This window comes from Saccharopolyspora sp. ID03-671, assembly GCF_045278815.1.
Lineage (GTDB): Bacteria > Actinomycetota > Actinomycetes > Mycobacteriales > Pseudonocardiaceae > Saccharopolyspora > Saccharopolyspora ipomoeae.
This window is the reverse complement of sequence record NZ_CP134054.1, coordinates 3430774-3455495: the sequence shown is the minus strand read 5'-3', so window position 1 is coordinate 3455495 and position 24722 is coordinate 3430774. Positions and strand designations below refer to the sequence as shown.

General features: G+C 70.0%; 25 protein-coding genes and 1 tRNA gene. 16 read left to right on the top strand and 10 right to left on the bottom strand.

What is annotated here, in order from left to right:
• Positions 1 to 17 precede the first annotated feature (17 nt).
• Positions 18 to 605: a hypothetical protein gene (locus REH65_RS15820; protein ID WP_406692990.1), complete on the top strand. Its 588-nt coding sequence runs from the start codon at positions 18 to 20 to the stop codon at positions 603 to 605.
• A 75-nt stretch (positions 606 to 680) separates the two neighbouring features.
• On the opposite strand, the gene radA is transcribed toward REH65_RS15820, so the two are convergent.
• Together radA and REH65_RS15810 are read right to left on the bottom strand one after the other, a co-directional pair.
• Positions 681 to 2066: a DNA repair protein RadA gene (gene radA / locus REH65_RS15815; RefSeq protein ID WP_281457037.1), complete on the bottom strand. Its 1386-nt coding sequence runs from the start codon at positions 2064 to 2066 to the stop codon at positions 681 to 683.
• Between the two features lie 164 nt (positions 2067 to 2230).
• On the bottom strand, positions 2231 to 2809 hold the full coding sequence (locus tag REH65_RS15810) for a hypothetical protein (RefSeq protein ID WP_406692989.1): 579 nt from the start codon (positions 2807 to 2809) through the stop codon (positions 2231 to 2233).
• A gap of 299 nt (positions 2810 to 3108) precedes the next feature.
• Between REH65_RS15810 and REH65_RS15805 the strand changes: the two genes are divergently transcribed.
• The 9 genes from REH65_RS15805 to REH65_RS15765 all read left to right on the top strand — a co-directional run bounded on the left by REH65_RS15805 (position 3109) and on the right by REH65_RS15765 (position 11284).
• Complete coding sequence (locus REH65_RS15805; RefSeq protein ID WP_132623361.1) at positions 3109 to 3597, top strand: CarD family transcriptional regulator; 489 nt, start codon at positions 3109 to 3111, stop codon at positions 3595 to 3597.
• Between the two features lie 20 nt (positions 3598 to 3617).
• Positions 3618 to 4310, top strand: a complete 693-nt coding sequence (gene ispD / locus REH65_RS15800) for a 2-C-methyl-D-erythritol 4-phosphate cytidylyltransferase (protein ID WP_406692988.1) — start codon at positions 3618 to 3620, stop codon at positions 4308 to 4310.
• Positions 4307 to 4783, top strand: a complete 477-nt coding sequence (gene ispF / locus REH65_RS15795; protein WP_406692987.1) for a 2-C-methyl-D-erythritol 2,4-cyclodiphosphate synthase — start codon at positions 4307 to 4309, stop codon at positions 4781 to 4783. Before ispD ends, ispF begins: the two co-directional genes overlap by 4 nt.
• A gap of 100 nt (positions 4784 to 4883) precedes the next feature.
• Complete coding sequence (locus REH65_RS15790) at positions 4884 to 5126, top strand: hypothetical protein (RefSeq protein WP_281457033.1); 243 nt, start codon at positions 4884 to 4886, stop codon at positions 5124 to 5126.
• Positions 5127 to 5321: 195 nt separating this feature from the next.
• Positions 5322 to 6002, top strand: a complete 681-nt coding sequence (locus REH65_RS15785) for an HAD family hydrolase (protein WP_406692986.1) — start codon at positions 5322 to 5324, stop codon at positions 6000 to 6002.
• A gap of 107 nt (positions 6003 to 6109) precedes the next feature.
• The gene (gene cysS / locus REH65_RS15780) at positions 6110 to 7498 is read left to right on the top strand and encodes a cysteine--tRNA ligase (RefSeq protein ID WP_406692985.1); all 1389 of its coding nucleotides are present in this window, start codon (positions 6110 to 6112) and stop codon (positions 7496 to 7498) included.
• A gap of 3 nt (positions 7499 to 7501) precedes the next feature.
• Entirely contained in the window at positions 7502 to 8458 is a 957-nt protein-coding gene (gene rlmB, locus REH65_RS15775) for a 23S rRNA (guanosine(2251)-2'-O)-methyltransferase RlmB (RefSeq protein WP_281457030.1), read from the top strand.
• Between the two features lie 107 nt (positions 8459 to 8565).
• Positions 8566 to 10002 carry an MBOAT family O-acyltransferase gene (locus REH65_RS15770; RefSeq protein WP_406692984.1) on the top strand — a complete coding sequence of 479 codons (1437 nt, stop codon included), beginning with the start codon at positions 8566 to 8568 and terminating at the stop codon, positions 10000 to 10002.
• A gap of 10 nt (positions 10003 to 10012) precedes the next feature.
• Positions 10013 to 11284, top strand: a complete 1272-nt coding sequence (locus tag REH65_RS15765) for an alginate O-acetyltransferase AlgX-related protein (protein WP_406692983.1) — start codon at positions 10013 to 10015, stop codon at positions 11282 to 11284.
• 185 nt (positions 11285 to 11469) lie between these two features.
• Here the strand turns inward: REH65_RS15765 and thpD are convergent, their stop codons facing one another.
• From thpD to REH65_RS15725, 8 genes are all read right to left on the bottom strand, one after another.
• Positions 11470 to 12369 carry an ectoine hydroxylase gene (thpD, locus tag REH65_RS15760; RefSeq protein ID WP_406692982.1) on the bottom strand — a complete coding sequence of 300 codons (900 nt, stop codon included), beginning with the start codon at positions 12367 to 12369 and terminating at the stop codon, positions 11470 to 11472.
• A gap of 216 nt (positions 12370 to 12585) precedes the next feature.
• The gene (locus tag REH65_RS15755; protein WP_093415539.1) at positions 12586 to 12975 is read right to left on the bottom strand and encodes an ectoine synthase; all 390 of its coding nucleotides are present in this window, start codon (positions 12973 to 12975) and stop codon (positions 12586 to 12588) included.
• A gap of 141 nt (positions 12976 to 13116) precedes the next feature.
• Positions 13117 to 14364 carry a diaminobutyrate--2-oxoglutarate transaminase gene (ectB, locus tag REH65_RS15750; protein ID WP_281457026.1) on the bottom strand — a complete coding sequence of 416 codons (1248 nt, stop codon included), beginning with the start codon at positions 14362 to 14364 and terminating at the stop codon, positions 13117 to 13119.
• A gap of 72 nt (positions 14365 to 14436) precedes the next feature.
• On the bottom strand, positions 14437 to 14916 hold the full coding sequence (gene ectA / locus REH65_RS15745; RefSeq protein ID WP_281457025.1) for a diaminobutyrate acetyltransferase: 480 nt from the start codon (positions 14914 to 14916) through the stop codon (positions 14437 to 14439).
• Positions 14917 to 15351: 435 nt separating this feature from the next.
• The gene (locus REH65_RS15740) at positions 15352 to 16086 is read right to left on the bottom strand and encodes a trypsin-like serine protease (RefSeq protein WP_281457024.1); all 735 of its coding nucleotides are present in this window, start codon (positions 16084 to 16086) and stop codon (positions 15352 to 15354) included.
• A gap of 173 nt (positions 16087 to 16259) precedes the next feature.
• Positions 16260 to 16736, bottom strand: coding sequence for a DUF2127 domain-containing protein (locus tag REH65_RS15735; RefSeq protein ID WP_406692981.1), 477 nt, complete (start codon positions 16734 to 16736; stop codon positions 16260 to 16262).
• A gap of 53 nt (positions 16737 to 16789) precedes the next feature.
• Positions 16790 to 17257 carry a GNAT family N-acetyltransferase gene (locus tag REH65_RS15730; protein ID WP_281457022.1) on the bottom strand — a complete coding sequence of 156 codons (468 nt, stop codon included), beginning with the start codon at positions 17255 to 17257 and terminating at the stop codon, positions 16790 to 16792.
• Positions 17258 to 17485: 228 nt separating this feature from the next.
• Positions 17486 to 17558: transfer RNA gene (locus REH65_RS15725), tRNA-Thr, on the bottom strand.
• Between the two features lie 198 nt (positions 17559 to 17756).
• On the opposite strand from REH65_RS15725, the gene REH65_RS15720 reads away from it, so the two are divergent.
• The 6 genes from REH65_RS15720 (at position 17757) to REH65_RS15695 (ending at position 24685) form a co-directional block, all read left to right on the top strand.
• The gene (locus REH65_RS15720) at positions 17757 to 18572 is read left to right on the top strand and encodes a threonine/serine exporter family protein (protein ID WP_406692980.1); all 816 of its coding nucleotides are present in this window, start codon (positions 17757 to 17759) and stop codon (positions 18570 to 18572) included.
• Positions 18554 to 19204 carry a threonine/serine exporter family protein gene (locus REH65_RS15715; RefSeq protein ID WP_406692979.1) on the top strand — a complete coding sequence of 217 codons (651 nt, stop codon included), beginning with the start codon at positions 18554 to 18556 and terminating at the stop codon, positions 19202 to 19204. The genes REH65_RS15720 and REH65_RS15715 overlap by 19 nt, the downstream gene beginning before the upstream one ends.
• Positions 19205 to 19338: 134 nt before the next feature.
• Complete coding sequence (locus tag REH65_RS15710) at positions 19339 to 20808, top strand: trehalose-6-phosphate synthase (protein ID WP_406692978.1); 1470 nt, start codon at positions 19339 to 19341, stop codon at positions 20806 to 20808.
• Positions 20809 to 20939: 131 nt separating this feature from the next.
• The gene (otsB, locus tag REH65_RS15705; RefSeq protein WP_406692977.1) at positions 20940 to 23489 is read left to right on the top strand and encodes a trehalose-phosphatase; all 2550 of its coding nucleotides are present in this window, start codon (positions 20940 to 20942) and stop codon (positions 23487 to 23489) included.
• Between the two features lie 143 nt (positions 23490 to 23632).
• A complete protein-coding gene (locus tag REH65_RS15700; protein WP_281457018.1) occupies positions 23633 to 24244 on the top strand; it encodes a DUF4178 domain-containing protein in 612 nt (203 codons plus the stop codon).
• A 3-nt stretch (positions 24245 to 24247) separates the two neighbouring features.
• Complete coding sequence (locus REH65_RS15695) at positions 24248 to 24685, top strand: DUF4247 domain-containing protein (protein WP_406692976.1); 438 nt, start codon at positions 24248 to 24250, stop codon at positions 24683 to 24685.
• The last annotated feature ends 37 nt before the right edge of the window (positions 24686 to 24722 follow it).

Below are 24722 nucleotides of genomic sequence, written 5' to 3'. Positions count from 1 at the left end.
CACGTTACTGTCGGTTCGTGTTTGATCCGAACGGTCCGTTGCCACCTGCGGTGTACTGGCGTCGCCGCGCCGTGGCGGTCTCGGCGGCCCTGTTAGCGGTCGGACTCGTCGGGTGGGGCGTGATCGCCCTGATCGCCGGGCCCGGCCAGCCCGAACCGGTCCCGCAGGCGGCGGGCGCGCCTCTGGCGGTCGCCGCCGACACCGCGCCGCAGGCGTGCCCCGACGAGGTGGTGCGCGTCGCGGCCGAGGTCGGGCAGCCCGCCTTCCGGGCCGGTGAGCGGATCGGACTGGCCGCCACCGTCACCAACACCGGCCCGCAGCGCTGCGCGCGCGACCTCAACCGGATGCTCCGCGAGATCGAGGTGACCACGCCAGCCGGACGGCACGTGTGGTCCAGCAACGACTGCTACGCGGAGTCGACCAACGAGCAGCCCGTCCTCGAACCCGGCAAGCCCGTCCGCAACGACGTGCTGTGGTCCGGCCTGACCTCGGTTCCCGGCTGCGCCGTCGAAGGTCAGAAGCCCGTCCCGCCGGGCGACTACCAGGTCGTCGCGCGCCTCACCTCGATCACCAGCGCACCCGTGCCGTTCAAGGTCGTGCCCTGAGGCCGTTGAGGGATGCGGCGGAGCCGCATTCTCTTCCCCACCGCACCGCCACGCGGGGCGAGAGATCAACCGCTCCTAGTCCTCCTGCTTGCGGCGGCGGACCAGTTTCAAGGCGTCCTTGATCGTGGCGACTTCGGTGACCTTGATGCCCTTGGGCAGCGGGCCCGGGTCCGGCGGGACCAGGGCGCGGTCGAAGCCGAGCCGGGCGGCCTCGGCGAGACGTCGTCCGACGCCGTTGACGCGGCGGATCTCGCCCGCCAACCCGACCTCGCCGATCACCACCAGGTTCGGCGGCAGCGGGCGGCCGGTCTGCGAGGACGCGACCGCCATCGCGATCGCCAGGTCCGCGGCCGGTTCGCCGATCTTGGTGCCGCCCACGGTCGCGGCGAACACGTCGTGCGAGCCGGTCGGGATGTGCCCGTGCTTGCCCAGCACCGCCAGCATCATCGACACCCGGGCCGAGTCCAGGCCGCTCACCGAGCGGCGCGGCATCGCCATCTCGGTCTTCATCAGCAGCGCCTGGATCTCCACCAGCAGCGGCCGCTTGCCCTCGACCATGACCGTCACCGCCGTGCCGTCCACGGCGGCCTCCTGCCGGTTGATGAACAGGCCCGACGGGTCCGGGACCTCGGCGATGCCGTCATCGCGCTGCTCGAAGCAGCCGACCTCGTCGGACGGGCCGAAGCGGTTCTTCACGCCGCGCAGCATCCGCAGCGAGGAGTGCCGGTCGCCCTCGAACTGCAGCACCACGTCCACCAGGTGCTCCAGCACGCGCGGCCCGGCGACCGCGCCGTCCTTGGTGACGTGCCCGACCAGCACGACCGGCAGCCCGCGCTCCTTGGCCAGCGCCACCAGCGCCGTGGTCACCGCGCGGACCTGCGTCACCCCGCCCGGGCTGCCGTCGGCGTCGGGGGACTGGACGGTCTGCACCGAGTCGACGATGAGCAGGCCGGGCTTGACCGCGTCGACGTGCCCCAGCACCGCGGACAGGTCGCTCTCGGCGCCGAGGAAGAGCTCCGGGTGCACCGAGTCGGTCCGCTCCGCACGAAGGCGCACCTGACCTGCGGATTCCTCACCGGTGACGTACAGCGAAGCGCCGGGGGAGGCGCCGGAGGCCCAGCGGTGCGCGACCTCCAGCAGAAGTGTGCTCTTCCCCACACCGGGCTCGCCGGCCAGCAGCACGACGGCCCCGGGCACGATCCCGCCGCCCAGCACCCGGTCCAGCTCGCCGATCCCGGTCGACACGGATCGGGCCGAGTCGAGGTCCACCTCGGCGATCGGTCGCGCCGGAGTGCTCGGCGCCCCGGCGGAGACCTTCGCCAGCGCGGGCCGGGCGGCAGCGGCCTCCTCGATCGTCCCCCACGCCTGGCACCCGGGACACCGCCCCACCCACTTGGCGACCTCGTGGCCGCAGTCGGCGCACCGGAACGCAGGACGGGAACGAGAGGTCTTGGGAGGCACGCCGCGAGGCTATCCACCCACCCCGACGATCACCCGCACCGACTCACCCGCACCCCTCCGGAGGTCGAGAACCGCAACATCCGGGGTCTTCGACGTGAGGGGGCGGGGACGACGAAGGCCCCCGGAGCCGGGCTCCGGGGGCCTTCGCGCTGAGAAGGTCTGGGTCAGTGACCGCCGCCGGCGTGCTGGCCTTCGGCGGGGCTGCCGTGCTCGGGACGCGGGTTGTGGTCCGCGCCGATCGGGACCTGGACGGTGACCGGGCCGGCCTTCTCGAACACGAAGGTCACCGGGACCGTCACGCCGGGCGTGATGTCCTGCTTGAGGCCGTTCAGCACGATCTGCACGGTGCGCTGGTCGTTGCCCGCGGGCTTGGTCGTCGGGCCCGACGCGTGCAGCGAGGTGTTGGTCGGCAGGTCGGTCGTGCCGCCGACCTGGCCGGACGCCGCGAACGGGCTCGTGACCTGCACGAGCTTGTCGTTCGGGCCGGTGTTGCTCAGGACCAGCTCGAGCGGGGCCGACGAGCCGGCGCGGTAGAACGCGCCCTCGGTCGGGAACGCGAGCGTGGCGTTGCGGACGGCGACCTGCTGCGCATCGCCGCTACCGCCGTTGACGGCGGCAACCTGCGTGTCGGTCTCGGTGACCTGACCGGCACTGCAGCCGGCGAGGGCGACGACGGCGCCGAGTCCGAGTGCGGCCGGGATCAACCGCAGGCGGACGGCCTTGAGGTGCTGAGGGCGGCTCACGGTTGCAGCGTCCCTTCCTGATTGCCGGACAACCACGTGGAGCTTAGTCCCCGTCCGCCGGGGGTCGCGCAGGGGCTTGCCGAACTACGTATCGGCGGGCCGCGACAGGCCCGCAGAACCACCCGTACGGACGGTCCATTATGGACGGTTTCACAGGGCCGAAAGGGGCTGCCTTGCACGTCGGAGCGCTTCTTGTCAAGTACCGCCCACGCTCTGACCTGCGATTACGGATGGTGAGGTGGTCGAAGCCCGGTTGCCCTACGTGTTAAAGTAGGGGTAGCGAAAGGGGCAGAGGACACATGGTTTTCAAGGTCGGAGAGACCGTCGTCTACCCGCACCACGGTGCCGCGCTCATCGAAGCAATCGAGACCCGTGTGATCAAGGGCGAGGAGAAGCAGTACCTCGTCCTCAAGGTTGCGCAGGGTGACCTGACGGTGCGCGTTCCCGCGGACAACGCCGAGATCGTCGGTGTTCGGGACGTAGTCGGTCAAGAGGGTCTGGATCGAGTTTTCGACGTGCTGCGGGCCCCGCACACCGAGGAGCCCACGAACTGGTCTCGTCGGTACAAGGCCAACCTGGAGAAACTCGCCTCGGGCGATGTGAACAAGGTGGCCGAAGTGGTGCGCGACCTCTGGCGACGCGAGAAGGATCGTGGCCTGTCCGCAGGCGAGAAGCGAATGCTGGCGAAGGCTCGTCAGATCCTGGTCAGCGAGCTGGCGCTGGCCGAGGGCACTGACGAGGGCAAAGCGGAAACGCTGCTGGACGAAGTCCTCGCCGCTGCGGTGTGAGTGATCGGAACGGCTAGAGCGTGAGCGTTGTCGCGCTGGTCCCCGCCGCTGGTCGTGGGGTGCGCCTGGGGTTGAACGTGCCCAAGGCGCTGGTTCCGGTCAAAGGTGAATCTCTGCTGCTGCGCGCGGTCCGGGGCCTGCTGGGCTCGGACCGCGTGCAGCACGTCGTGGTGGCCTCGCCGCCCGACCAGGTCGAGGTCGTGGCGGCCGAGCTCGCCACGCTGCCGAACGCGCACGTGGTGCCGGGTGGTGCCGAGCGAACGGACTCGGTGCGCCTGGCGCTCGGCGCCGTCGCCGACGTGGCCCCGGACGCGCACGTCGTGCTGGTGCACGACGCCGCGAGGTGCTTCACGCCGTCGAGCGTCATCCGCGATGTCGTGTCCGCGGTGGAGGCAGGTGCGCCCGCCGTGATCCCGGTGCTGCCGGTGACCGACACGATCAAGCGGGTCGACGAGTCGGGCGCGGTCGTGGAGACCGTCGACCGCGCACCGCTGCGAGCGGTGCAGACCCCTCAGGGCTTCAACATCGACGTGCTGCGGCAGGCCTACGCCGCTGCGGGCGACATCGCCACCGACGACGCCGGGCTGGTCGAGCGCGTCGGCGGCAAGGTGCACACCGTCGACGGCCACCCGGACGCCCTGAAGATCACCACCGCCTTCGACCTGGCGGTCGCCGAGGCCGTCCTGGCCGCCGAGGAGAGTTCCCCGAAGTGACTGATCGTCTGCCGTTCGTCGGGCAGGGCGTCGACGTGCACCCCGTGCAGGCCGGACGCGAGTGCTGGATGGCCGGGTTGCGGTGGCCGGACGCCGACGGCTGCGCAGGTCACTCCGACGGCGACGTCGCCTCGCACGCGCTGTGCGACGCGCTGCTGTCGGCCGCGGGCCTGGGGGATCTGGGCGCGGTCTTCGGCACCGGCGCCGATCGCTGGGCCGGCGCGCACGGTGCGGAGCTGCTGGAGGAGGTTCGCTCGCGGATCGCCGCCGAGGGCTTCGCGATCGGCAACGCGACGGTGCAGGTGATCGGCAACGCGCCGCGCATCGGCAAGCGCCGCGAGGAGGCGCAGGAGGTGCTGTCGAAGGCGGTCGGGGCGCCGGTGTCGGTGTCCGGCACGACCTCCGACGGGCTCGGTCTGACCGGGCGCGGCGAGGGCATCGCGGCGGTGGCGACCGCGCTGGTTTTCCGCTGAGTAACGGTCGGCTACCCGGGTGTGACGGGTAGTTGGAGTCGGGGAAAACTCAGGGCTCGCACCCTTCTGATCGGGGGCGCACGCGCGCGATCCTCGAAGCATGGTGATCGAGCGGAACCGGTGGGTGCGTCGGCTGCTCGTGGTGCAGCCGCTGGTGTTGTGGCCGGTGTCGGTCGTGCTGTGGTCGCTGGGCGACGAGCTCGACCTGGCGCTGGCGGTCGTGCTGCTGTGGCTCAGCGCCGCGGCGAGCGTCGCGGCCATCGTCCTCCCGATGAAGAACGACGACTCCGACCGAGATCGTTTCCGCAGTGCGGAATCATCACTCCAGTGCGGGCAGTTTTAGCCAGAACTGCCCATGATCGAAGCCCCTTTTGTCCGGACAGTTCTGGCTAAAACTGTCCTCTCGCCGGGGACGATTCCCGGGAGGGCCGTTCCCCGGCGTCCCGGGAGCCCGGCGAACGGGGGAAATCTCCGCCCCTGGTCGTGAGCTAGGCCGCATGTTCATGTCGGGTTCGCCCGGCGCGCATACCGTGGCCGTGTGACTCTGCGAGCGGTGATCTTCGACTTCTCCGGCACCCTGTTCCGACTGGAGGAGAACCCGTCCTGGTACTCCGACCTCACCGACTCCGACGGAACCCCCTTCGACCTCTCCGCCCAGGCCGAGATCATGCGGCGGATGACCGCACCGACCGGCCGGATCGTCGAGCTCGGCGATGAGTTCCTGGACGCGTGGGAGAAGCGCGACCTCGACCCCGAGCTGCACCGCAAGGTCTACGTCGAGGTCCTGCGCAGCTCCGGCGTCCCGGACCGGCAGGCGCACGCCCTCTACGCCCGGCTGATCGACCCCGACCAGTGGACCCCGTACCCGGACGCCGCCGAGGTGCTGCGCCGGTTGTCCGAGCAGGGCGTGAAGGTGGGCGTGATCAGCAACATCGCCTTCGACATCCGCCCGGCCTTCGACCGCCTCGGCGTCAGCCGGCACGTCGACGAGTTCCTGCTGTCGTACCTCGAAGAGGTGATCAAGCCGGATCCGAAGATCTTCCTGCGGGCTTGCGAGCGCCTCGGCGTCGCCCCGGAGGAGGCGCTCATGGTCGGCGACAGCGAGGAGGCCGACGGCGGCGCGGCCGGTGTCGGGTGCGAGGTCGCGATCGTCGATCCCGCTCCGACCAGCGAACGCCCGACCGGCCTGATCGACGCGGTCGCCCACGTCCTGCGCTGATCGACCCGCACCGCCGAGCAGAGCGACCGCTGCGCGCCAGGTCCTGCCCTTGACGACTATCGGCCTGTCGTGATTGCCCTGAAGCCCTTCCCCGTACCATCGGGGTCGTGAGCCTGCACCTACATGACACAGCGACCCGCACGACGCGCGAGTTCCACCCGCGCTGCGACGGAGTGGCGTCGATCTATGTCTGTGGTGCCACCGTGCAGGGGGTTCCGCACGTCGGTCACGTCCGCAGCGGGCTGAACTTCGACGTGCTGCGCCGCTGGCTGCAGCGCTCGGGCTACGACGTGCGCCTGGTGCGCAACGTCACCGACATCGACGACAAGATCCTCACCAAGGCCGCCGAAGCGGGCCGGCCGTGGTGGGAGTGGGCTGCCACGCACGAGCGCGCCTTCGAGTCGGCCTACGACCGGCTGGGCTGCCTGCCGCCGTCGGTGCTGCCGCGCGCCACCGGGCACGTCACGCAGATGATCGACCTGATCCAGCGCCTCATCGACAAGGGCCACGCCTACCCGTCCGGCGGGGACGTCTACTTCGACGTCGCCTCCTACGGCGACCAGTACGGCAAGCTCTCCGGGCAGCGCCTCGACGAGGTGCAGCAGGGCGAGTCGCTGGCCTCCGGCAAGCGCGACCCGCGCGACTTCACGCTCTGGAAGGGCGCGAAGCCGGGCGAGCCGAGCTGGCCGACGCCGTGGGGCCACGGGCGCCCCGGCTGGCACCTGGAGTGCTCGGCGATGGCGACCTTCTACCTGGGCGGCGAGTTCGACATCCACGGCGGCGGCCTGGACCTGGTGTTCCCGCACCACGAGAACGAGCTGGCGCAGTCGCACGCCGCGGGCGACGGGTTCGCCCAGTACTGGATGCACAACGCGTGGGTCACCATGAGCGGCGAGAAGATGTCGAAGTCGCTCGGCAACGTGCTGTCCATCCCGGTGGTGCTGGAGCGCGCGCGGGCCGTGGAGCTGCGGTACTACCTGGTCACCCCGCACTACCGGTCCACCATCGAGTTCTCCGAAGCGGGCCTGCAGGAGGCGGCTTCGGCGTACGGGCGGATCGAGAACTTCGTCCGCAAGGTCGTCTCCCGCGCCGGTTCGGTCGAGCCGGGCGAGGTCGCCGCGGAGTTCGCCGAAGCCCTCGACGACGACCTGGGCACGCCGCAGGCGACCGCCGCCATCCACGCGGCGGTCCGCGAGGGCAACGCCGCGCTGGACCGCGGTGACGACGAGGCGGCCCGCGCGGCCGCGTCGTCGGTGCGCGCGATGACCGGGGTGCTCGGCCTGGACCCGCTGTCGCCGCAGTGGGCCGAGGAGGGCGGCGACGCCGCCCGCGACGCCCTCGGCGAGGCCGTGCGCCTGGTGCTGGAGCAGCGCCAGAAGGCGCGCGCGGAGAAGGACTTCGCCACCGCCGACCTGCTGCGAGACCGGCTGCAGGAGGGCGGGATCGCCGTCGAGGACACCCCCGACGGTCCGACGTGGACATTGAAAGACGGGTAACTCGTGGCCGGCAACGACAAGCGCCGCGGTGGCGTGCGCAAGACCAACAAGAAGGGCATGGTCGTCGGTTCCGGCGGGCAGCGGCGGCGCGGTCTCAAGGGCAAGGGCCCGACCCCGAAGGCGGAGGACCGCGTCACGCACCCGGCCAAGAAGCGCGCCGACCAGCGCGCCAAGGCCGACCAGCAGCGCGCCAAGCGCCAGGCCGCGGCGGAGAACGCGCCCGAGCTCGTCGCCGGGCGCAACCCGGTGGTGGAGTGCGTCCGCGCAGGCGTCCCGGCCAGCGGCATGTACGTCGCGCAGGGCATCGACGTCGACGACCGGGTCACCGAAGCGGTGCGCGAGGCCAAGAACCGGGGCATCCCGGTGCTCGACGTGCCGCGCGTCGAGCTGGACCGGCTCACCCACAACGCGATGCACCAGGGCCTGGCCCTGCAGGTGCCGCCGTTCGACTACGCCCACCCCGACGAGGTGCTCGCGGCCGCGCAGGACACCGGCCTGCCGCCGCTGATCGTGGCGCTCGACGGCGTCACCGACCCGCGCAACCTGGGCGCGGTGATCCGCTCGGCGGCCGCGTTCGGCGCGCACGGCGTGGTCGTGCCGCAGCGGCGCAGCGCCGGGATCACGGCGGTGGCGTGGCGGACGAGCGCGGGCACGGCGGCGAAGCTGCCGGTCGCCAAGGCCGTCAACCTCACGCGCACGCTCAAGGACTACAAGGAGGCCGGGCTGATGGTCGTCGGCCTCGACGCGGACTCCGACATCACCTCCGACGAGCTGGAGCTGGCCACCGGCCCGCTGGTGGTCGTCGTCGGCTCGGAGGGGCGGGGGCTGTCGCGCCTGGTGCGCGAGACCTGCGACCAGACGGTGTCGATCCCGATGGCCGGCGACGTCGAGTCGCTCAACGCCTCGGTCGCCGCGGGTGTCGTGCTCTCCGAGGTCGCCCGGCGGCGCCGGGTCCGCTGAGGGGCGAGAGCCCGGTCCATTCCGGACCTGCGACGCGCTGACCTCGGTTAGGCTGCTCCGGCAACCGATCCGAGGAGGCGTGGGCCTCCCGCAACCGAGGCCCTTCGATGTCCTTCGCTTCGCCGCTGTTCCTGTGGTACTTCCTGCCGGCCGTGCTCGCGGTCGTGCTGGTGGCACCCCGCAGCGGGCGCAACGTCGTCGTCGCGCTGGCCAGCCTGCTGTTCTACGCGAGCGGGGCGGGCGGCACGACGGTGCTGCTGCTGGCGTGCATCGCGGTGAACTTCCTGGCCGGTCGCCGCCTGGAGCCGGGCGACGACTGGCCGGGGCAGCGGGAACGCCGCCGGTGGCTGCTGATCGGCGTGGTCGCGTTCAACCTGACGATCCTGCTGATCTGGAAGTACGCGGGGTTCGCGACCGAGCAGCTGGCGGTGCTGGCGCGCTGGTTCGGCGGCGACTACCCGGTGCTGCACCTGGCGTTGCCGATCGGCATCTCGTTCTACACGTTCCACCACATCTCCTACGTGGTGGACATCTACCGGGGCGAGCGCCCGGCGCTGCGGGACCCGGTCTCGTTCGTCACCTACATCGCGATGTTCCCGCAGCTGGTGGCGGGTCCGATCGTGCGCTACCGGGAGATCGCCGACCAGCTGCCGCAGCGCCGCACGCACCGGCTCGACGACATCGCGGCCGGGTTCCCGCGCTTCGCCTGGGGTTTGACGAAGAAGGTCGTCGTCGCCGACACGCTGGCGCCGATGGTCGACGCGTGCTTCGCGACTCCCGCGCAGGACATGACGTTCGCGATCGCCTGGCTGGGCGCGATCGGCTACACGATGCAGCTGTACTTCGACTTCTCCGGCTACTCGGACATGGCGATCGGGCTGGGGCGGATGCTGGGGTTCCGGCTGCCGGAGAACTTCGCGCGGCCCTACTCGTCGGTGACGATCACCGAGTTCTGGCGGCGCTGGCACATGTCGCTGTCGCGCTGGTTCCGCGACTACGTCTACATCCCGCTCGGCGGCAACCGCCGCGGCACGGCGACGACGTACCGGAACCTGACGATCATCTTCGTGCTGACCGGTTTCTGGCACGGCGCCGCGTGGACCTACCTGGTGTGGGGGCTGTTCCACGGCGGTCTGCTGGTGCTGGAGCGCCGCTTCGGCTGGTCGGCCGCACCCGCGGACCTGCGGTCACGACTGGCGCGGCGGGCGTTGACGCTGCTGCTGGTGGTGGTCGGCTGGGTGTTCTTCCGCGCACCCGACCTGGGCAGCGCGCTGGGGATGCTCGGGCACATGCTGGTCCCGGACCTGGCGGGGCTGACCGACATCGTCGCGGCGTCGGTGACCCACCAGCGGTTGTTCTTCCTGCTGATCGCACTGATCGTGGTGCTGCTGCCAGCGGGTTCGGGCACCGGCCCGTTCCTGGAGGCGGTCCGCACCCGCGAGGCCTACGCCGTGCGCGCGGTGGTGCTCACGGCGGGCCTCGGCTACGCGGGCCTGCTCGTCGCCACCGGCACGTTCAGCCCGTTCCTGTACTACCAGTTCTAGGAGGGGACAGGTGAGGACTCCGGAGCTGCCTCCGGTGCACGAGGCGTGGTTGCCGCGGGATCACCCGCTGCACCGGCCTCGGCACGGCCGACGTCAGCTGGTGGCGTTGATCTGCGCGCTGGCGTTCTTCAGCGCGCCGTTGAGCAGCTGGTTGTTCGGGGCGCGGCCGGAACAGCTGGAGAACCGGCCGCTGGCCGAGTTCCCCAGCGTCACCGAGGGTTTCGGGTTCTTCACCGGGTTGAACGGGTGGGCCACCGATCACCTGCCGTTCCGCAAGGCGGCGGTGCAGGCGGTCAGCGGCATCAGCAGGGGCGTGTTCGGCGAGCCCGCGCCGCTGGCGGGCGGGTCGCACAGCTCGCCGGTCGGCGCGGGGCAGGTGGACGCCAAACCGCCGATCGACGAGAGCGTGTTCCCGCCGGTCATCGAGGGCCGCGACGGCTGGCTGTACCTGGGGCACGACGTGTCGTACCGCTGCGTGCCGAGCCGCACGACGGACGAGATCATCGCCGGGCTCCGCGCGTGGCGGAAGGCCGTGGAGTCGTCGGGCCGGACGTTCCAGCTGGTCATCGCCCCGGACAAGTCGACCGCGTACCCCGAGCACCTGCCGGAGAACTACGCGGGGAAGGACTGCTCGGAGGCGGCCCGGGAGGAGTTCTGGCGGCGGGTCCCGAAGGCGACCGGCGCGATCGACCTGCGCGCGCCGCTGCGCCGAGCGGCCGAGCGCAACGGGCACCCGATCTACCACGACATCGACACGCACTGGACCCACGAGGGCGGCGCGACGATGGTCTACCAGCTGGCGGAACGGCTTTCGCCGGGCATCACCGGCACCTGGAAGATGACGCCGTCGCGGCGGTACCCGCACAGCGCCGACATCCCCGACCTGCTGGGCCAGGACCGCGCGGTGGACATCCAGGCCTACGCGCTGGCACCGGACGGGGGAGAGGACAACACGCAGTTCAAGCCCAGCGACTTCCACGAGCCGCTGCACCTGAGGTCGACCCCGAAACCGGGCATGATCACGGTCCCGGTCCGGGTGGTCGGCGACTCCTTCACCCAGTTCGCCAGCCCCTACCTCGCGGCCACCTACGCCGACGTCACCATCACCCACCCGGACAACGTCGCCACCCAGCCCCGAGCCACGGCCGAACTCCTCGCCCAGGGCGAGGTCATCACCTTCGAACTCTCAGAACGCTTCGTGGCCGGCGGCAGGTACCCCCTCCTCAACCCCGAAGTCGCCACAGAGATCGGCCAAGTCCTCGCCGCCCACCCCGTGAGGTGAGGGCAGCGGACAGTTTTAGCCATAATCACCCGTGATCGATGTCCTTTTTGTCCGGATAATTATGGCTAAAACTGTCCACTGGCAACGGACGTTGTCACCGTGACCTCGCCTCGGGACGGGCGTGCCGGAGGGTGGAGCGGGGTGCCTTGTGGTCAGGCGCCCCGCTCCGAGCCCAGCCGTCGGTGTCAGCGTTGCAGGGGGGTGAAGTCCCTGGAGGCGATGTGGTTCGGGCGTGGGGCGGTGGCCGCGTAGGGATCCACCAGCGAGTTCTCCGCGCTGTTGAACACGATGAAGATGTTCGAGCGCGGATAGGGCGTGATGTTGTTGCCCGAACCGTGCATGCAGTTGGAGTCGAACCACAGGGCCGAGCCCGCCGGGCCGGTGAACTGCTCGATCCCGTGCTCGTAGGCGAGCTTGGTGATGGCCTCCTCGGACGGGACGCCCACCCGCTGCTGCTTGAGCGAGGTCTTGTGGTTCTGCTCCGGGGTCTCACCCGCGCACGAGACGAACGTGCGGTGAGCACCCGGCATGATCATCAGACCGCCGTTGAACGGGAAGTTGTCGGTCAGCGCGATCGAGATGCTCACCGCGCGCGGGCCCGGCATCCCGTCCTCGGCGTGCCAGGTCTCGAAGTCGGAGTGCCAGTAGAAGCCGGTGCCGCGGAAACCGGGCATGTAGTTGATCCGGCTCTGGTGCACGTACACGTCCGACCCCAGGATCTGCCTGGCCCGGTCGAGCACCCGCGGATCGCGGGTCAGCTCCCCGATCAGCGGACTGATCCGGTGCACCTCGAAGATGGACCGGACCTCGTCGGACGAGCGCTCGATGATCGTGCGCTCGTCGGCGCGGACCTCCTCGTCGCGGGTCAGCCGCTCCAGCTCCTGCCAGTAGGTCTGCACCTCCGCGGGGGACAGCAGCCCCTCCTGGACGTGGAAGCCCTTGGTGTCGTGGGCGGCCAGCTCGTCGCGCGTGGCCGGTCCGGTGGGCCCACCGGACCAGACGGTCGGATCGGTCCGTTCGAGCAACGCCGAATCGGAGCCCCGCGTCGGGTAGCGGTCCGTGGTGCTCAGATCAGCGACGGTCATGGGTTGCGCCTCCTTCGCGAATTCCCGCCGGAGCGGATCGATGTCTGGATGACACCGCCCGCCGTTCTCGGTTCCTCGTTGAGAAGCGGCACACGTCGAGTGCCCGCGTTCCCCCACGTCGCACGCGTGGGGAAAACCCTGGTGGTGAATGACAGCGCGGCGGGTCCCCGGTCTCCGGGTACCCGCCGCGCGTGGAGCTGAATCAGCCCGCGATGATCAGTCCTCGACGATCAGCGGGTAGACGCCGTTCTCGTCGTGCACCTCGCGACCGGTGACCGGCGGGTTGAACACGCACACGGTCTTCATGGTCGTCTTGGGGCGCACCTGGTGCTTGTCGGCGTCGTTGAGCACGTAGATCGAACCCGGCTTCAGCTGGTGGACCTCACCGGTCGCCTTGTTCTCGACCTCGCCCTCGCCCTCGGTGATGAACACGGCTTCGATGTGGTTGGCGTACCAGAAGTCGTTCACCGTGCCGGCGTACAGCGTGGTCTCGTGCACCGAGAAGCCCAGCTTGTCCTTGGCGAGGAGAATGCGCTTGCTGCGCCAGTTCTCGGTCTTGATGTCGGCGTCGGTGTCCTCGATCTCCGAGAGGTGCCGGACGATCACGTTTCCTCCTGTGAATCTTGGTTGGTGCACTGCGCGGGAACGCGCCACACGCAGCTTGCCGCACGACGTGCTCGGGTCGGGAGAGGTGAAAGCCGTTCGAATGGCTTTTTCACCCTCCCGACCCGCGGAAGCAACGTCGAATCAGGCCAAAACGGCACGAACCGAGTCGCGCACGATCTCCAGGCCCTTCTCCAGCTCGTCGTCGGAGACGGTCAGCGGCGGCATGATCTTGAGGACCTCGCTGGAGGGACCGGAGGTCTCCATCAGCAGCTTGCGGTCGAACGCGGCCTTGGAGACCTTGCCCGCCACGTTGGTGTCCTCGAAGCCCAGGCCGCGAGCCAGCCCGCGGCCCTTGGCGATGGCGCCACCGTGCTCGGCGGCGATCTCCTCCAGCACCTGGCCGACCCGCTCGCCCTTGGCGATGGTCGACTTCTCCAGCTCGTCGTTCGACCAGTACAGCCGGAAGGCCTCGGCGGCGGTGACGAACGCGGGGTTGTTGCCGCGGAACGTGCCGTTGTGCTCGCCCGGCTCCCACACGTCGTGCTCGGGCTTGATCAGCGTCAGCGCCAGCGGCATGCCGTAGCCGCCGATGGACTTCGACAGGCAGACGATGTCGGGCTGGATGCCGGCCTCCTCGAAGGAGAAGAACGGACCGGTCCGGCCGCAGCCCATCTGCACGTCGTCGACGATCATCAGCATCCCGTGCTTCTGGCACAGGTCGTAGAGGCCGCGCAGCCACTCCGGCCGCGAGGAGTTGATGCCGCCCTCGCCCTGCAGCGTCTCGACGATGACCGCCGCCGGCTCGTTGAGGCCCGAGCCGCTGTCCTCGAGCATCCGCTCGAAGTACAGGAAGTCGGGCACCTGGCCGTCGAAGTAGTCGTCGTAGGGCATCGGGGTGGCGTGCACCAGCGGGATGCCCGCGCCGCCGCGCTTCATCGAGTTACCGGTGACCGACAGCGAGCCCAGCGTCATGCCGTGGAAGGCGTTGGTGAAGCTGATGATCGACTCGCGGCCGGTGATCTTGCGGGCCAGCTTCAGCGCCGACTCCACCGAGTTGGTGCCCGTCGGGCCGGGGAACTGGACCTTGTAGTTCAGCCCGCGCCGCTGCAGCACGTTGGTGTTGAACGACTCCAGGAACTCGGCCTTGGCCTTGGTGGCCTGGTCGAGACCGTGGGTCACGCCGTCGCGGGCGATGTAGTCGAGCAGCTTCTGCTTGAGCGCGGGGTTGTTGTGCCCGTAGTTGAGCGCACCCGCGCCGGCGAAGAAGTCGAGGTAGCCGGTGCCGTCCTCGTCGTAGAGGTAGCTCCCGACCGCGCGGTCGAACGTGGTCGGCCACGTTCTGCTGTAGCTGCGGACTTCAGATTCGAGGGTGGCGAAGATGTCGTTCACGGATCCTCCGTTCGGCCGACGGCGCGCGGGCGCCCGGCGCTTGAAGACGGGAAAGAGTGGAGTGGCTTTGCCTCAGGCGGCGTCGAACGGCCCGATGCGGTACAGGTCCTCTCCCAGGTGCGAGTCCGGGAACAGGTCAGCGGTGAACAACTCGCTGCTGGTGATCTGCGTCGCTCGGTCGCGCGCCAGCGCGCTGAAAAGCTTGATCGATGCGGTGTTGTCCGGGGTGATCGTGGTCTCCAGGAATCGCACGTCGCGCCCCCGCACTCGATCGACCAGGTGGTTCAGCAGCTTGCCGGCCACGCCACCACCGCGCTGGGAGGCATCGACGGCGATCTGCCACACCACGAGGGTGTCCGGAGCGTCGGGCCGGATGAACCCGGTCACGAAGCCCACGACCGCACCGTCGACACGCGCCACCGCGGAGGTCTGCGAGAAGTCCCGGCACCACAACAAATATGCGTAGGACGAGTTCACATCGAGCACTGCCGAATCGCGAGTGATCCGGTAGAGCTCAGGGCCGTCCGCGACGACCGGAGCGTCGATCTCCAACCGTCCGGCTGAACCGCTTCCGCCATTCCGATCTTCGTGTTTATGGCTCGGTTTATCGCCGGTCATGTTGTGCCAACTTAACAGAACATCCGTCGTGAGTCAGGTTCTCACGCCTTTCTTCCGGCATCTACCAGGCGATTCTCGATTTTACACGTGAGAAGCACTACAGAAACGTTGATTCGCCGTCTGAGCCGGTGCTAGCCGGTCTCTCCGGGGATTTGCAGGACAATTTCCGGCAACCTCTGACCAGCGGAAACGCTGATTCCGGGAGCGGCTGATCCGCGTAGGGCAGGAAATCTTCCGGTCTTGTGAATACTGCTCGGATCAGGTGAGAAATGGAAGCGGGCGCACCCGCCGGGGCCGGCACGCCCCGGGCGAATGCGCCCGCTGGAGTGGGGACCCGTGCCTGCGTCGGGGGCCCCGGTGGGAGGTCGATCAGACGCCGGCCAGGCCCGAGATCCAGTCGCGGTACTCGGTGATGTTGACGTAGGCCGTCGAGGTCGCGCGGTCGCTGGTGGAGGCCACGCCGACCTGCTTGTCACCGGCGAACATGGGGCCGCCGGAGTCGCCGCCCGCCGGGATGCCGTCCCCGCGCGAGGCGCAGATGGCCTGGCCGCCTCGGTAGTCGGTGCAGTCGCCGTTCACGCCGGTCACGTTGACGTCGGCGACCTTGAGGATCGGCGCCTGGCACTCGATCTCCGGCTTGTCGGTGCAGGTCGCTCCCCAGCCGTAGGTCTGCACGGTGTCGCCGTTGGCGACGGTGCCCGGGTCGCCCAGCGGCGCGTAGTCGGTCTGCACCGCCTTGTCGATCTTGACCAGGGCGATGTCGGCGGTGTCGTGGATGTGCACCTCGCCGGGGATGGCGTTGACGTGCTCGCCCTTGGTCTGGTCGACGTCGCCGACGTTGAAGCTCAGGCCATTGCCGTCGGCCGCGTCGGCGACGCAGTGCTGAGCGGTGAGGATCCACTCGGGGGCGATGATCGAGGCGGTGCAGGTCTCCTGGTCGTCGACGAACAGCCGGGCCGCCCACGGCGCGCTGTCCACCTCGCGGCCATCGATGATGTACGGCTGGACGTCCTGCGGGGTGGGGGCTGCCTGCGCGGGCACCGCCAGCAGGCCGCCGGCGATCACGGCACCGGCGAGTCCGGCGAGATTGCGGACGAGCGACACGTTGGTCTCCTTCGGTTCGCGGTTGGGCGAGAGCCGAAATCGACCTTCACTCGATCGAGTGGTGCTGTCCATTGCTTGAGCACAACTCGCCAATCACCGGGAAATGCGGCACCCGGCAATTCCCAGTATTTCCCAACGCAATTCAACCCCGGGAGATCGGATTACCCTCCGGCTCAGGCGGAGTCCCGACGGATCTCGCGATACTCCTTGATCACCAGCACGATGATCGCGATGTCCAGCGCGGTGAGCGCGGGCAGCACCAGCGAGTGCGTCTGCACGCCCCGGGCCAGTTCGAAGAGCACGAACAGGCCCAGCGCGGTGATGGCCACCGGGTACCAGCGGACCGCCTTGCGCAGCAGCGCGATCACCAGGACGAGCTTGATCAGGCCGTGCACCAGCAGGTAGCCGATCACGAAGGCGCGGGTGCCGCCCGCGAAGTGCTGCACCGCCTCCTCGAAGTGCCCGGCGAGCGCGCCGGTCGGCGGGCCGAGCAGATCGCGCGTCACCACGCCGTGCGCGATCCGGGTCAGCTCGCGCGGCGAGAAGAAGATCAGCAGCACGCCGCCGAGCAGCTGGGTCACGGCGTCCAGGCCCTTGAGCCACACCGCCACCCGGAACAGCCTGTCCGTCAGCGTCGGTCCACCAGCCACACCCCCATGATGCGCCGCCGTCGCCGACCGCGGCGCCGACGTCGGTGTCCGGGTCAGAGCGTTCTGGTCATGAAGACGCTGTTGGGGTCTTTGCGGTATTCGGCGAAGGGTTCGCAGTAGTCGAAGCCGTGCTTGAGGTAGAGCTTGCGGGCGGGTTCGAAGAAATCGGCCGAACCGGTTTCCAAGCTCAGGCGCGTGTAGCCCATGAGTTTCGATTCGCCGATGATGTGCGTCAGCAGTTGCGACGCGATTCCGCGATTCTTGTGCGACGGGTCCGTGCGCATTGATTTGATCTCGGCGTGTTCAAGATCGATTTCTTTGATCGCCCCGCAGCCCAGCACCGCGTCGCCCTCGCGGGCGGACCAGAACGTAACCCCAGGTCGTCGCAGGGAGCTGAGCTCCAGCGCGTGCGTGCTCCCGGGCGGCGAGACCGCGCGCATCTCGCTGATGTGCCCCTGCAGGAAAGACTCGATCTCCGGGTCTGTCAGATCGTCAACGGCAATGCGCACCAGTAACCCCACCAGAATTCACGATCGACGACCGCAGGGACGGTATAGGTCGGAGTAGTCCGGTGTCCAGCCGCCGCGTCCGAAGTGATCTTCAACTCCGGAAATGGGCTCGTGATCGCAGGTTCTGAGCGATTCGACGCATTCTTGCTGGTCCCGGGACCAGAATTCTCCGGAGCGGACTGTGGCGGAGCGGACACAGGCGTACCCGCTCAGTCAAAAGACCTGGTCAGGTACGCTCGGAGCCGCTGAGGGGACTCGAACCCCTGACCATCCGCTTACAAGGCGGGCGCTCTACCAACTGAGCTACAGCGGCGCGCGACAACGAGGTGTGCGCGAACATCGTAAGCGCCGCTGCGCTCGGCTCGGGAGGCGGCCGCGCGTGCGCCCACGACCAGTGATGGAAGCCACAGATGCCGACTGCAACGGTCCGCTCATGACAGGCGATGCCCGAGGGGAAGATCAGCCACGGCGGCGCTCCGCTCGCGGGGCGCGGCAGGAAGGAAAGACCGCGGTGGGAATCACGCAGCGCGCGCGTGGTGTGCTGCGGCGGCGCGACCCCGAGCAGACCATCGTCCCGGGCTCTCGCAACGTCGTCTACGGGCCCTCGCTGCCCGACGAATCAACCGTCCACCTGGTCCTCGACCTCGGCCTGCGCATCGGTGAGGTGCAGATGGCCAGCGGCGCGGGTGCCTCCGACGTCACCGCGACGATCATCGGCGTGGTCAGCGCCTACGGTCTGCCGCACTGCGAGGTCGACGTGATCTACACGTCGATCACCGTCTCCTGCTACAGAGGCACCGAGCAGCCGCCGATCACGTCGCTGCGCGTGGTCCGCAACCGCTCCATCGACTACACCCGCCTCGCCGACGTCGAGAAGCTGCTTCGGCGCATCACCGCGGGCGAGATCAGCGCCAGCGACGCCTACGCCGACCTGGACCGGATCACCACCGCCTCGCACCCGTTCCCGCGCTGGGTCGCCACCCTGGCCTGGGCTGGCATGGCCGCCTCGCTGGCGGTGCTGCTCGGCGGCGGCAACGACCCGTTCCTGCCGATGGTCGCCGCCGGCACCACCGCGCTGGTCGACCGCGTCGGGCGGCTGCTGAACAAGCGCGCCCTGCCGTTCTTCTTCCAGCAAGCCGTCGGCGGCGCCGTGGCGACCACCATCGCGCTCGGCGCCTACGCGCTGGGCCTGCTGAGCAGCGCGCCGCTGGCGATCGCCGCGAGCATCATCGTGCTGCTGTCCGGGATGACCGTCGTCGGTTCCATGCAGGCGCCATCACCGGCTACAACGTCACCGCGGCGGGCCGGATGGCGGAACTGGCGATGATGACCGCCGGGCTCATCGCGGGCGTGGTGCTCGCGCTCTACATCGGCCTGCGCATCGGCGGCGACCAGGTCGCCGGGCTCGACGCCCAATCGCTCGGGAGAGCGCAGGTGACCGCGCCCGGGCTGGTGCTGTCGGTGCAGGTGCTCGCCGGTGCCTCCACCTCGGCCTGCTTCGCGCTGGCCAGCTACGCGCCGCCGCGACCGCTGCTCATCGCCGGCATCGGCGGCGGCGTGGCCGCCGGGGTGTACGCGACGCTGACCATGGACGACGGCGTGGCGCTCAACCCCGTGCTGGCCGGTGCGGTGGCCACCACCGTCGTCGGTTTCGTCGGCGGCATCGTCGCCCGGCGGTTGCAGATCCCGGCGCTGGTCATCGCGGTCTCCGCGGTGTCGCCGCTGCTGCCCGGTCTGGCGACCTACCGGGGTCTGTTCGAGCTGTCGGTGCTGGGCAGCCCGACCGGTGTCGCCACGCTCATGCTGGCGGTGGCCACGGGTCTGGCGCTGGGCGCGGGCGTGGTGCTCGGCGAGTACCTGGCGCAGCCGGTGCGCAGCAGGCTCGGCAACCTGGAGCGGCGGATCTCCGGGCCCAGGCTGTCCGGACCGCTGCGCCCCAGCAGGCGGCGGCTGGACTGAGAAGGACTTGCCGCGCAACGCAACCGCGACGAAGTTAAGGCCCCATCCGGACCGAAACACGCGAGGGTGTTTGGGCCACACGAAGCACGCGATGAAGAGGCCGTTTGAGTAGCCTCACAACTCCAGGTGGACACATGGCGGGAGGGTTTCCGGTGAGCGAGGGCGACGAGCCCAAGAGGAGTTCCGGCCGGGCGGACTTCGTCGTGGTCGCCAACCGGCTACCCGTCGACCTGGAGAAGCTGGAGGACGGCACCGAGCGCTGGAAGCACAGCCCCGGCGGGCTGGTCACCGCGCTCGAACCGTTCCTGCGGGCCCGGCGAGGCGCCTGGGTCGGCTGGCCGGGCGTCGCCGACGTCGAGGTCCAGCCGTTCGACGACGGCGATATGCAGCTGTACCCGGTGCGGCTGTCGGCGTCGGAGTTCGCCGAGTACTACGAGGGCTTCTCCAACGCCACGCTGTGGCCGCTGTACCACGACGTGGTCGTGCCGCCGGTGTTCGACCGCTCCTGGTGGAACGCCTACCAGCGGGTCAACCGCCGCTTCGCCGAGGCCGCCGCCGAGGTCAGCGCCGAGGGCGCCACCGTGTGGGTGCAGGACTACCAGCTGCAGCTGGTGCCCGCGATGCTCCGCGAGCTCCGGCCCGACCTGCGGATCGGCTTCTTCCTGCACATCCCGTTCCCGCCGGTCGAGCTGTTCATGCAGCTGCCGTGGCGGACCGAGATCGTGCGCGGCCTGCTCGGCGCCGACCTGGTCGGCTTCCACCGGCCCGGCGGCGCGCAGAACTTCCTGTGGCTGGCGCGCAGGCTCGCCGGCTTCGAACCCAGCCGCGGTCAGGTCGGCGTGCGCAACCGGCCCGGCGTCGTGCAGGTCGGCGACCGGACGGTGCGGGTCGGCGCGTTCCCGATCTCCATCGCCTCCACCGAGCTCGACCGGCTCGCGCGCAGCAAGGACGTCCAGCAGCGGGTCAAGAAGCTGCGCGCGGACCTGGGCAACCCGCGCAAGATCATGCTCGGGGTGGACCGGCTGGACTACACCAAGGGCATCGACGTGCGCCTGCACGCCATGCACGAGCTGCTCGCCGAGGGCCAGATCAAGGCCGAGGACGTGACGATGATCCAGGTCGCCACGCCCAGCCGGGAACGCGTCGAGCACTACAAGCAGATGCGCGACGGCATCGAGCGCGAGGTCGGCCGGATCAACGGCCTGTTCGGGCGTGTCGGTCACCCGGCCGTGCACTACCTGCACACCTCGGTCGACAAGAAGGACCTGGTCGCGCTGTACGCCGCGGCCGACGTCATGGTCGTGACCCCCGTGCGCGACGGGATGAACCTGGTCTGCAAGGAGTACGTCGCGTGCCGGTACGACCTGGGCGGGGCGCTCGTGCTCAGCGAGTTCGCCGGGGCGGCCGCCGAGCTCACCAGTGCGTTCCTGGTGAATCCCCATAACCTGGACGGGGTGAAGGACGCGTTGCTCGCCGCCCTGGAGATCGACGAGGCGGAGGGCCGCCGTAGGATGCGCGCTCTGCGTAGGCAAGTGCTCACGCACGACGTCGACCGCTGGGCGCGGTCGTTCCTCGAAGCGTTGGGCGCGCCCCTCGTGGAGTAGCTGACGGTAACCGGTCCGCAACAGCGGATCCCACCGCGTCGGCGATACTGAGCAGAACCGGTCGCCAGCTGATGGTTATCGCCTCAGGCGTTCCGGATCGATCCATCCAGACTTGACCTGCCCCAAGGAGTATGGCGTTGACCGCCGAAGCCCTGCCTGCGGAGCTGCGACGCGTGATCGTGCAGCTCGCGCGGACGCCTCGACTTCTGGTCGCCTGCGACTACGACGGCACGCTCGCGCCGATCGTGGCCGACCCGACCCAGGCCAAACCGCTACCCGAATCCGTGCACGCGCTGCGCTCGCTCGCCGCGCTGCCCGCGACCACCACGGCGGTGATCTCCGGTCGTGCGCTGCGCGACCTCGCCACCCTGTCCCGGTTGCCCGCCGAGGTCCACCTCGTCGGCAGCCACGGCTCGGAGTTCGACGTCGGCTTCGTGCACGGGCTCGAACCCGAGGCCACCCAGCTCCGGACCGAGTTGCAGGTCGCCGTGCAGGACATCGTGCGCGGCCAGACCGGCGTGACGCTGGAGGCCAAGCCGGCCAGCGTCGCCGTCCACGTCCGACGCGCCGAGCCCGACGTGGCCGAAACCGTCCTCGACGCCGTCCGCACCGGCCCCGCCCGGTGGGACGGCGTGCAGGTCACCGAGGGCAAGGCCGTCATCGAGCTGGCCGTGGTGCAGACCGACAAGGGCAACGCGCTCGACGCTCTGCGCCACCAGGTCGGCGCCACCGCCGCGATCTTCCTCGGCGACGACGTCACCGACGAGAAGGCCTTCGCCCGCCTCCAGGGCCCCGACCTGGGCATCAAGGTCGGCGAGGGCGAGTCGCTGGCCGCGCACCGGATCAGCAGCACGACCGACGTGGCCACCGTGCTCGCGTTCCTCATGGAGGAGCGGCGCACCTGGCTCTACGGCGAGCAGGCGCCGCCCATCGAGCGGCTGACCATGCTGTCCAACGAGCGCACGATCGCGCTGCTCACCCCGGACGCCCGGGTGACCTGGATGTGCCACCCCGGGCCGGACTCGGCCGCGGTGTTCGCCGACCTGCTCGGCGGCCCGACCGCCGGGCACTTCAGCATCCGCCCGCACGCCGTGGGCAACGGCGGTCAGCGCAGCCCGCTGCCGCTGGGCCAGCGCTACGTGCCCAACACCATGACCGTGGAGACCCGCTGGTCGCGGCTGCTGGTCACCGACTACCTGGCGCACGGCACCGACAGCCACCGCACCGACCTGGTGCGGGTGATCAACGGCAGCACGACGGTGTCGGTGGAGTTCGCGCCGCGGCCGGAGTTCGGCCAGGTGCCGGTGCGGATCACGCCCGAGGCCGGGGGCCTGCGCGTGCAGGGCACCTCCGAGCCGATGGTGCTGCACTCGCCCGGCGTGCAGTGGGAGATCACCTCCGACGGCATGCACCAGTCCGCCAAGGCCGTCCTCGAACTCACCGAGGGCGAGCCGGTGGTGCTGGAGATGCGCGGCGGCACCGAGGACCTCACGCCCACCGACGAGCCCGCCCGCCGGGCCGAGGCCGAGGCGTACTGGTCGGAGTGGATGAAGACGCTGTCGCTCCCGGAGGTCGAGCGCGACCTGGTGGCCCGCTCGGCGCTGACGCTGCGCGGCCTGGTGCACTCCGACACCGGCGCGATCATGGCCGCCGCCACCACCTCGCTCCCCGAGGAGATCGGCGGCGTCCGCAACTGGGACTACCGCTACTGCTGGCTGCGCGACGGCGCGATGACCGCCCAGGCGCTGGTCACGCTCGGCTCGAACGGCGAGGCGGAGGCGTTCCTGGACTGGCTGCACCGGGTGCTGGAGAGCGTGCCGGGGCCGGAGCGGCTGCACCCGCTGTACTCGCTGCAGGGCACCGGCCTCGGCCCGGAGGCCGTCATCGACAGCCTGCCCGGCTACGCCGGTTCGCGTCCGGTGCGCGTCGGCAACCTCGCCGACCAGCAGGTCCAGCTCGACGTGTTCGGTCCGGTCGTGGAGCTGATCGCGCACCTCGCGCAGGCCACCGGCACGGTCCGGGACAGCGACTGGGAGCTGGTCACGGCGATGGCAGACGCGGTCGGCAAGCGCTGGTTCGAGCCCGACCACGGCATCTGGGAGGAGCGCGACGCGCCGCGTCACCACGTCTACTCCAAGGTGATGTGCTGGGTGACGCTGGACCGCGCGGTCAAGATCGCCGAGACCTACGGCCGCGAGCTCGACGAGGCGTGGGTCCCGCTGCGCGACCAGATCGCCGAGGACGTCGTGAAGAACGGCTGGCACCCGGACGTGCAGGCGTTCACCACCGCCTACGAGGGCTCCGACCTCGACGCGGCCTCGCTCTACGTCGGCCTGTCGGGTCTGATCGACCCCTCCGACGAGCGGTTCCGCGCCACCGTCACCGCCATCGAGGCGGAGCTGCGCAGCGGCTCCACCGTCTACCGCTACCGGCGGGACGACGGCCTGCCCGGTGACGAGGGCGGGTTCCACCTGTGCGCGGCGTGGCTGATCGAGGCCTACCTGCTCACCGGTCGCCGCACCGAGGCGGAGGAGCTGTTCCAGCAGATCGTGGACACCGCCGGCCCGACGGGCCTGCTGTCGGAGGAGTACGACCCGATCGCGGAGCGCTCCCTCGGCAACCACCCGCAGGCGTACTCGCACCTGGGCCTGATCCGCTGCGCCCAGCTGCTGTCCGCCTGATCCACCTCCTCGAACGGGCCGCCCACCACCGGTGGGCGGCCCGTTCCGCGTTCCGGTTGGTCACGTTTCGGGTGTTTGGGCCACTCGGGTGATCTCCAGCGGTTAGCCTCAGCGCGACATCGCGTGGAAGGGGGCGTTCCGGAATGACAGCGCTGCTGGTCGTCCTGGTGCTGCTGCTGGTCGTGGTCGCGGTCGTCGCCGTGGTGCTCGGGGTGCGGGCGCGGCGAGGCGAGCGACCGGGGGAGTCGCGGGCGGGAGCGCCGCAGGACCCCTTCGGGACCGGCGACCAGGACTCGTTGCGCGGTGATCCCCGCGCGCTCAAGGCCGGGGACATCGTGGAGATCCGCTCGACCACCTACACCGTGCGCGGGAGCCTGCGCCTCGACGAGGGCGGCTGGAGCTGGTCGGAGCACCTGCTCGACGACTCCCGGGGCACCCAGGTGTGGCTGGCGGTCGAGGAGGACCCGGACCTGGTCCTGACCCTGTGGACGCCGGTGACCGGCGTCGGGGCCCCCGGTGCGCCGACGATCGAGCACGAGGGCCGCACCTACCGCTCGGGCGAGTCCGGTTCGGCGAACTTCCGCAGCGAGGCGACGACGGGCCTGGATGCCCAGGGCACCGTGCGCTACCACGACTACGAGTCCTCCGACGGCGCGCTGCTGGGCTTCGAGTCCTACGGCGGCGCCGCGTGGGAGGCCACCGCGGGCGAGAAGCTCGGCCGCTACGACGTGCTCATCTACCCGACGGCGGGCTGATCGATGAAACCCAGGTACTGGTTCGTCATCGCGGGTGTGACCGTGGTGATCGCGCTCATCGTCGGACTGGTGATGATCTTCGCCGGTGGCGGTGGGGCGCGCGGTTACGTCCAGCAGAACTACACCCGCGCCGCGCACCTCGACATCGCGGGCGACGACGACAACGCGGCCTACACGAGCCCGAAACCGCCGAGGGCCGTCGCCGCCGAGATCACCGCCAAGTGGCGTCCGCAGGCGCAGTCCACCGACGCCTCGGGCGTCTACCTGCGCTACTCCGACGACGCGGTGATCATCCAGCCGCACCGGGCCGGATCGGTCATCCACCTGATGAACGCCGATCGCGCCTACCGGCACTACCACAGCCACGTCGGGCACGTGTGGGGCTGGAGCTCCACGCGCGGCGAGACCTTCCGCGGCGGCGGACCGGGAGTCGGCAAGTGACCAGCGGTTCCGTCACCGCACCTCGACCTCCGCGAGC

Coding starts and splice junctions, on each gene's coding strand:
- REH65_RS15805 (WP_132623361.1), top strand. CDS start 3,109: ATGGTTTTCAAGGTCGGAGAGACCGTCGTCTACCCGCACCACGGTGCC.
- REH65_RS15790 (WP_281457033.1), top strand. CDS start 4,884: ATGGTGATCGAGCGGAACCGGTGGGTGCGTCGGCTGCTCGTGGTGCAG.
- REH65_RS15770 (WP_406692984.1), top strand. CDS start 8,566: ATGTCCTTCGCTTCGCCGCTGTTCCTGTGGTACTTCCTGCCGGCCGTG.
- thpD (WP_406692982.1), bottom strand. CDS start 12,369: ATGACCGTCGCTGATCTGAGCACCACGGACCGCTACCCGACGCGGGGC.
- REH65_RS15715 (WP_406692979.1), top strand. CDS start 18,554: ATGGCGGAACTGGCGATGATGACCGCCGGGCTCATCGCGGGCGTGGTG.
- REH65_RS15710 (WP_406692978.1), top strand. CDS start 19,339: ATGGCGGGAGGGTTTCCGGTGAGCGAGGGCGACGAGCCCAAGAGGAGT.
- otsB (WP_406692977.1), top strand. CDS start 20,940: ATGGCGTTGACCGCCGAAGCCCTGCCTGCGGAGCTGCGACGCGTGATC.
- REH65_RS15700 (WP_281457018.1), top strand. CDS start 23,633: ATGACAGCGCTGCTGGTCGTCCTGGTGCTGCTGCTGGTCGTGGTCGCG.
- REH65_RS15695 (WP_406692976.1), top strand. CDS start 24,248: ATGAAACCCAGGTACTGGTTCGTCATCGCGGGTGTGACCGTGGTGATC.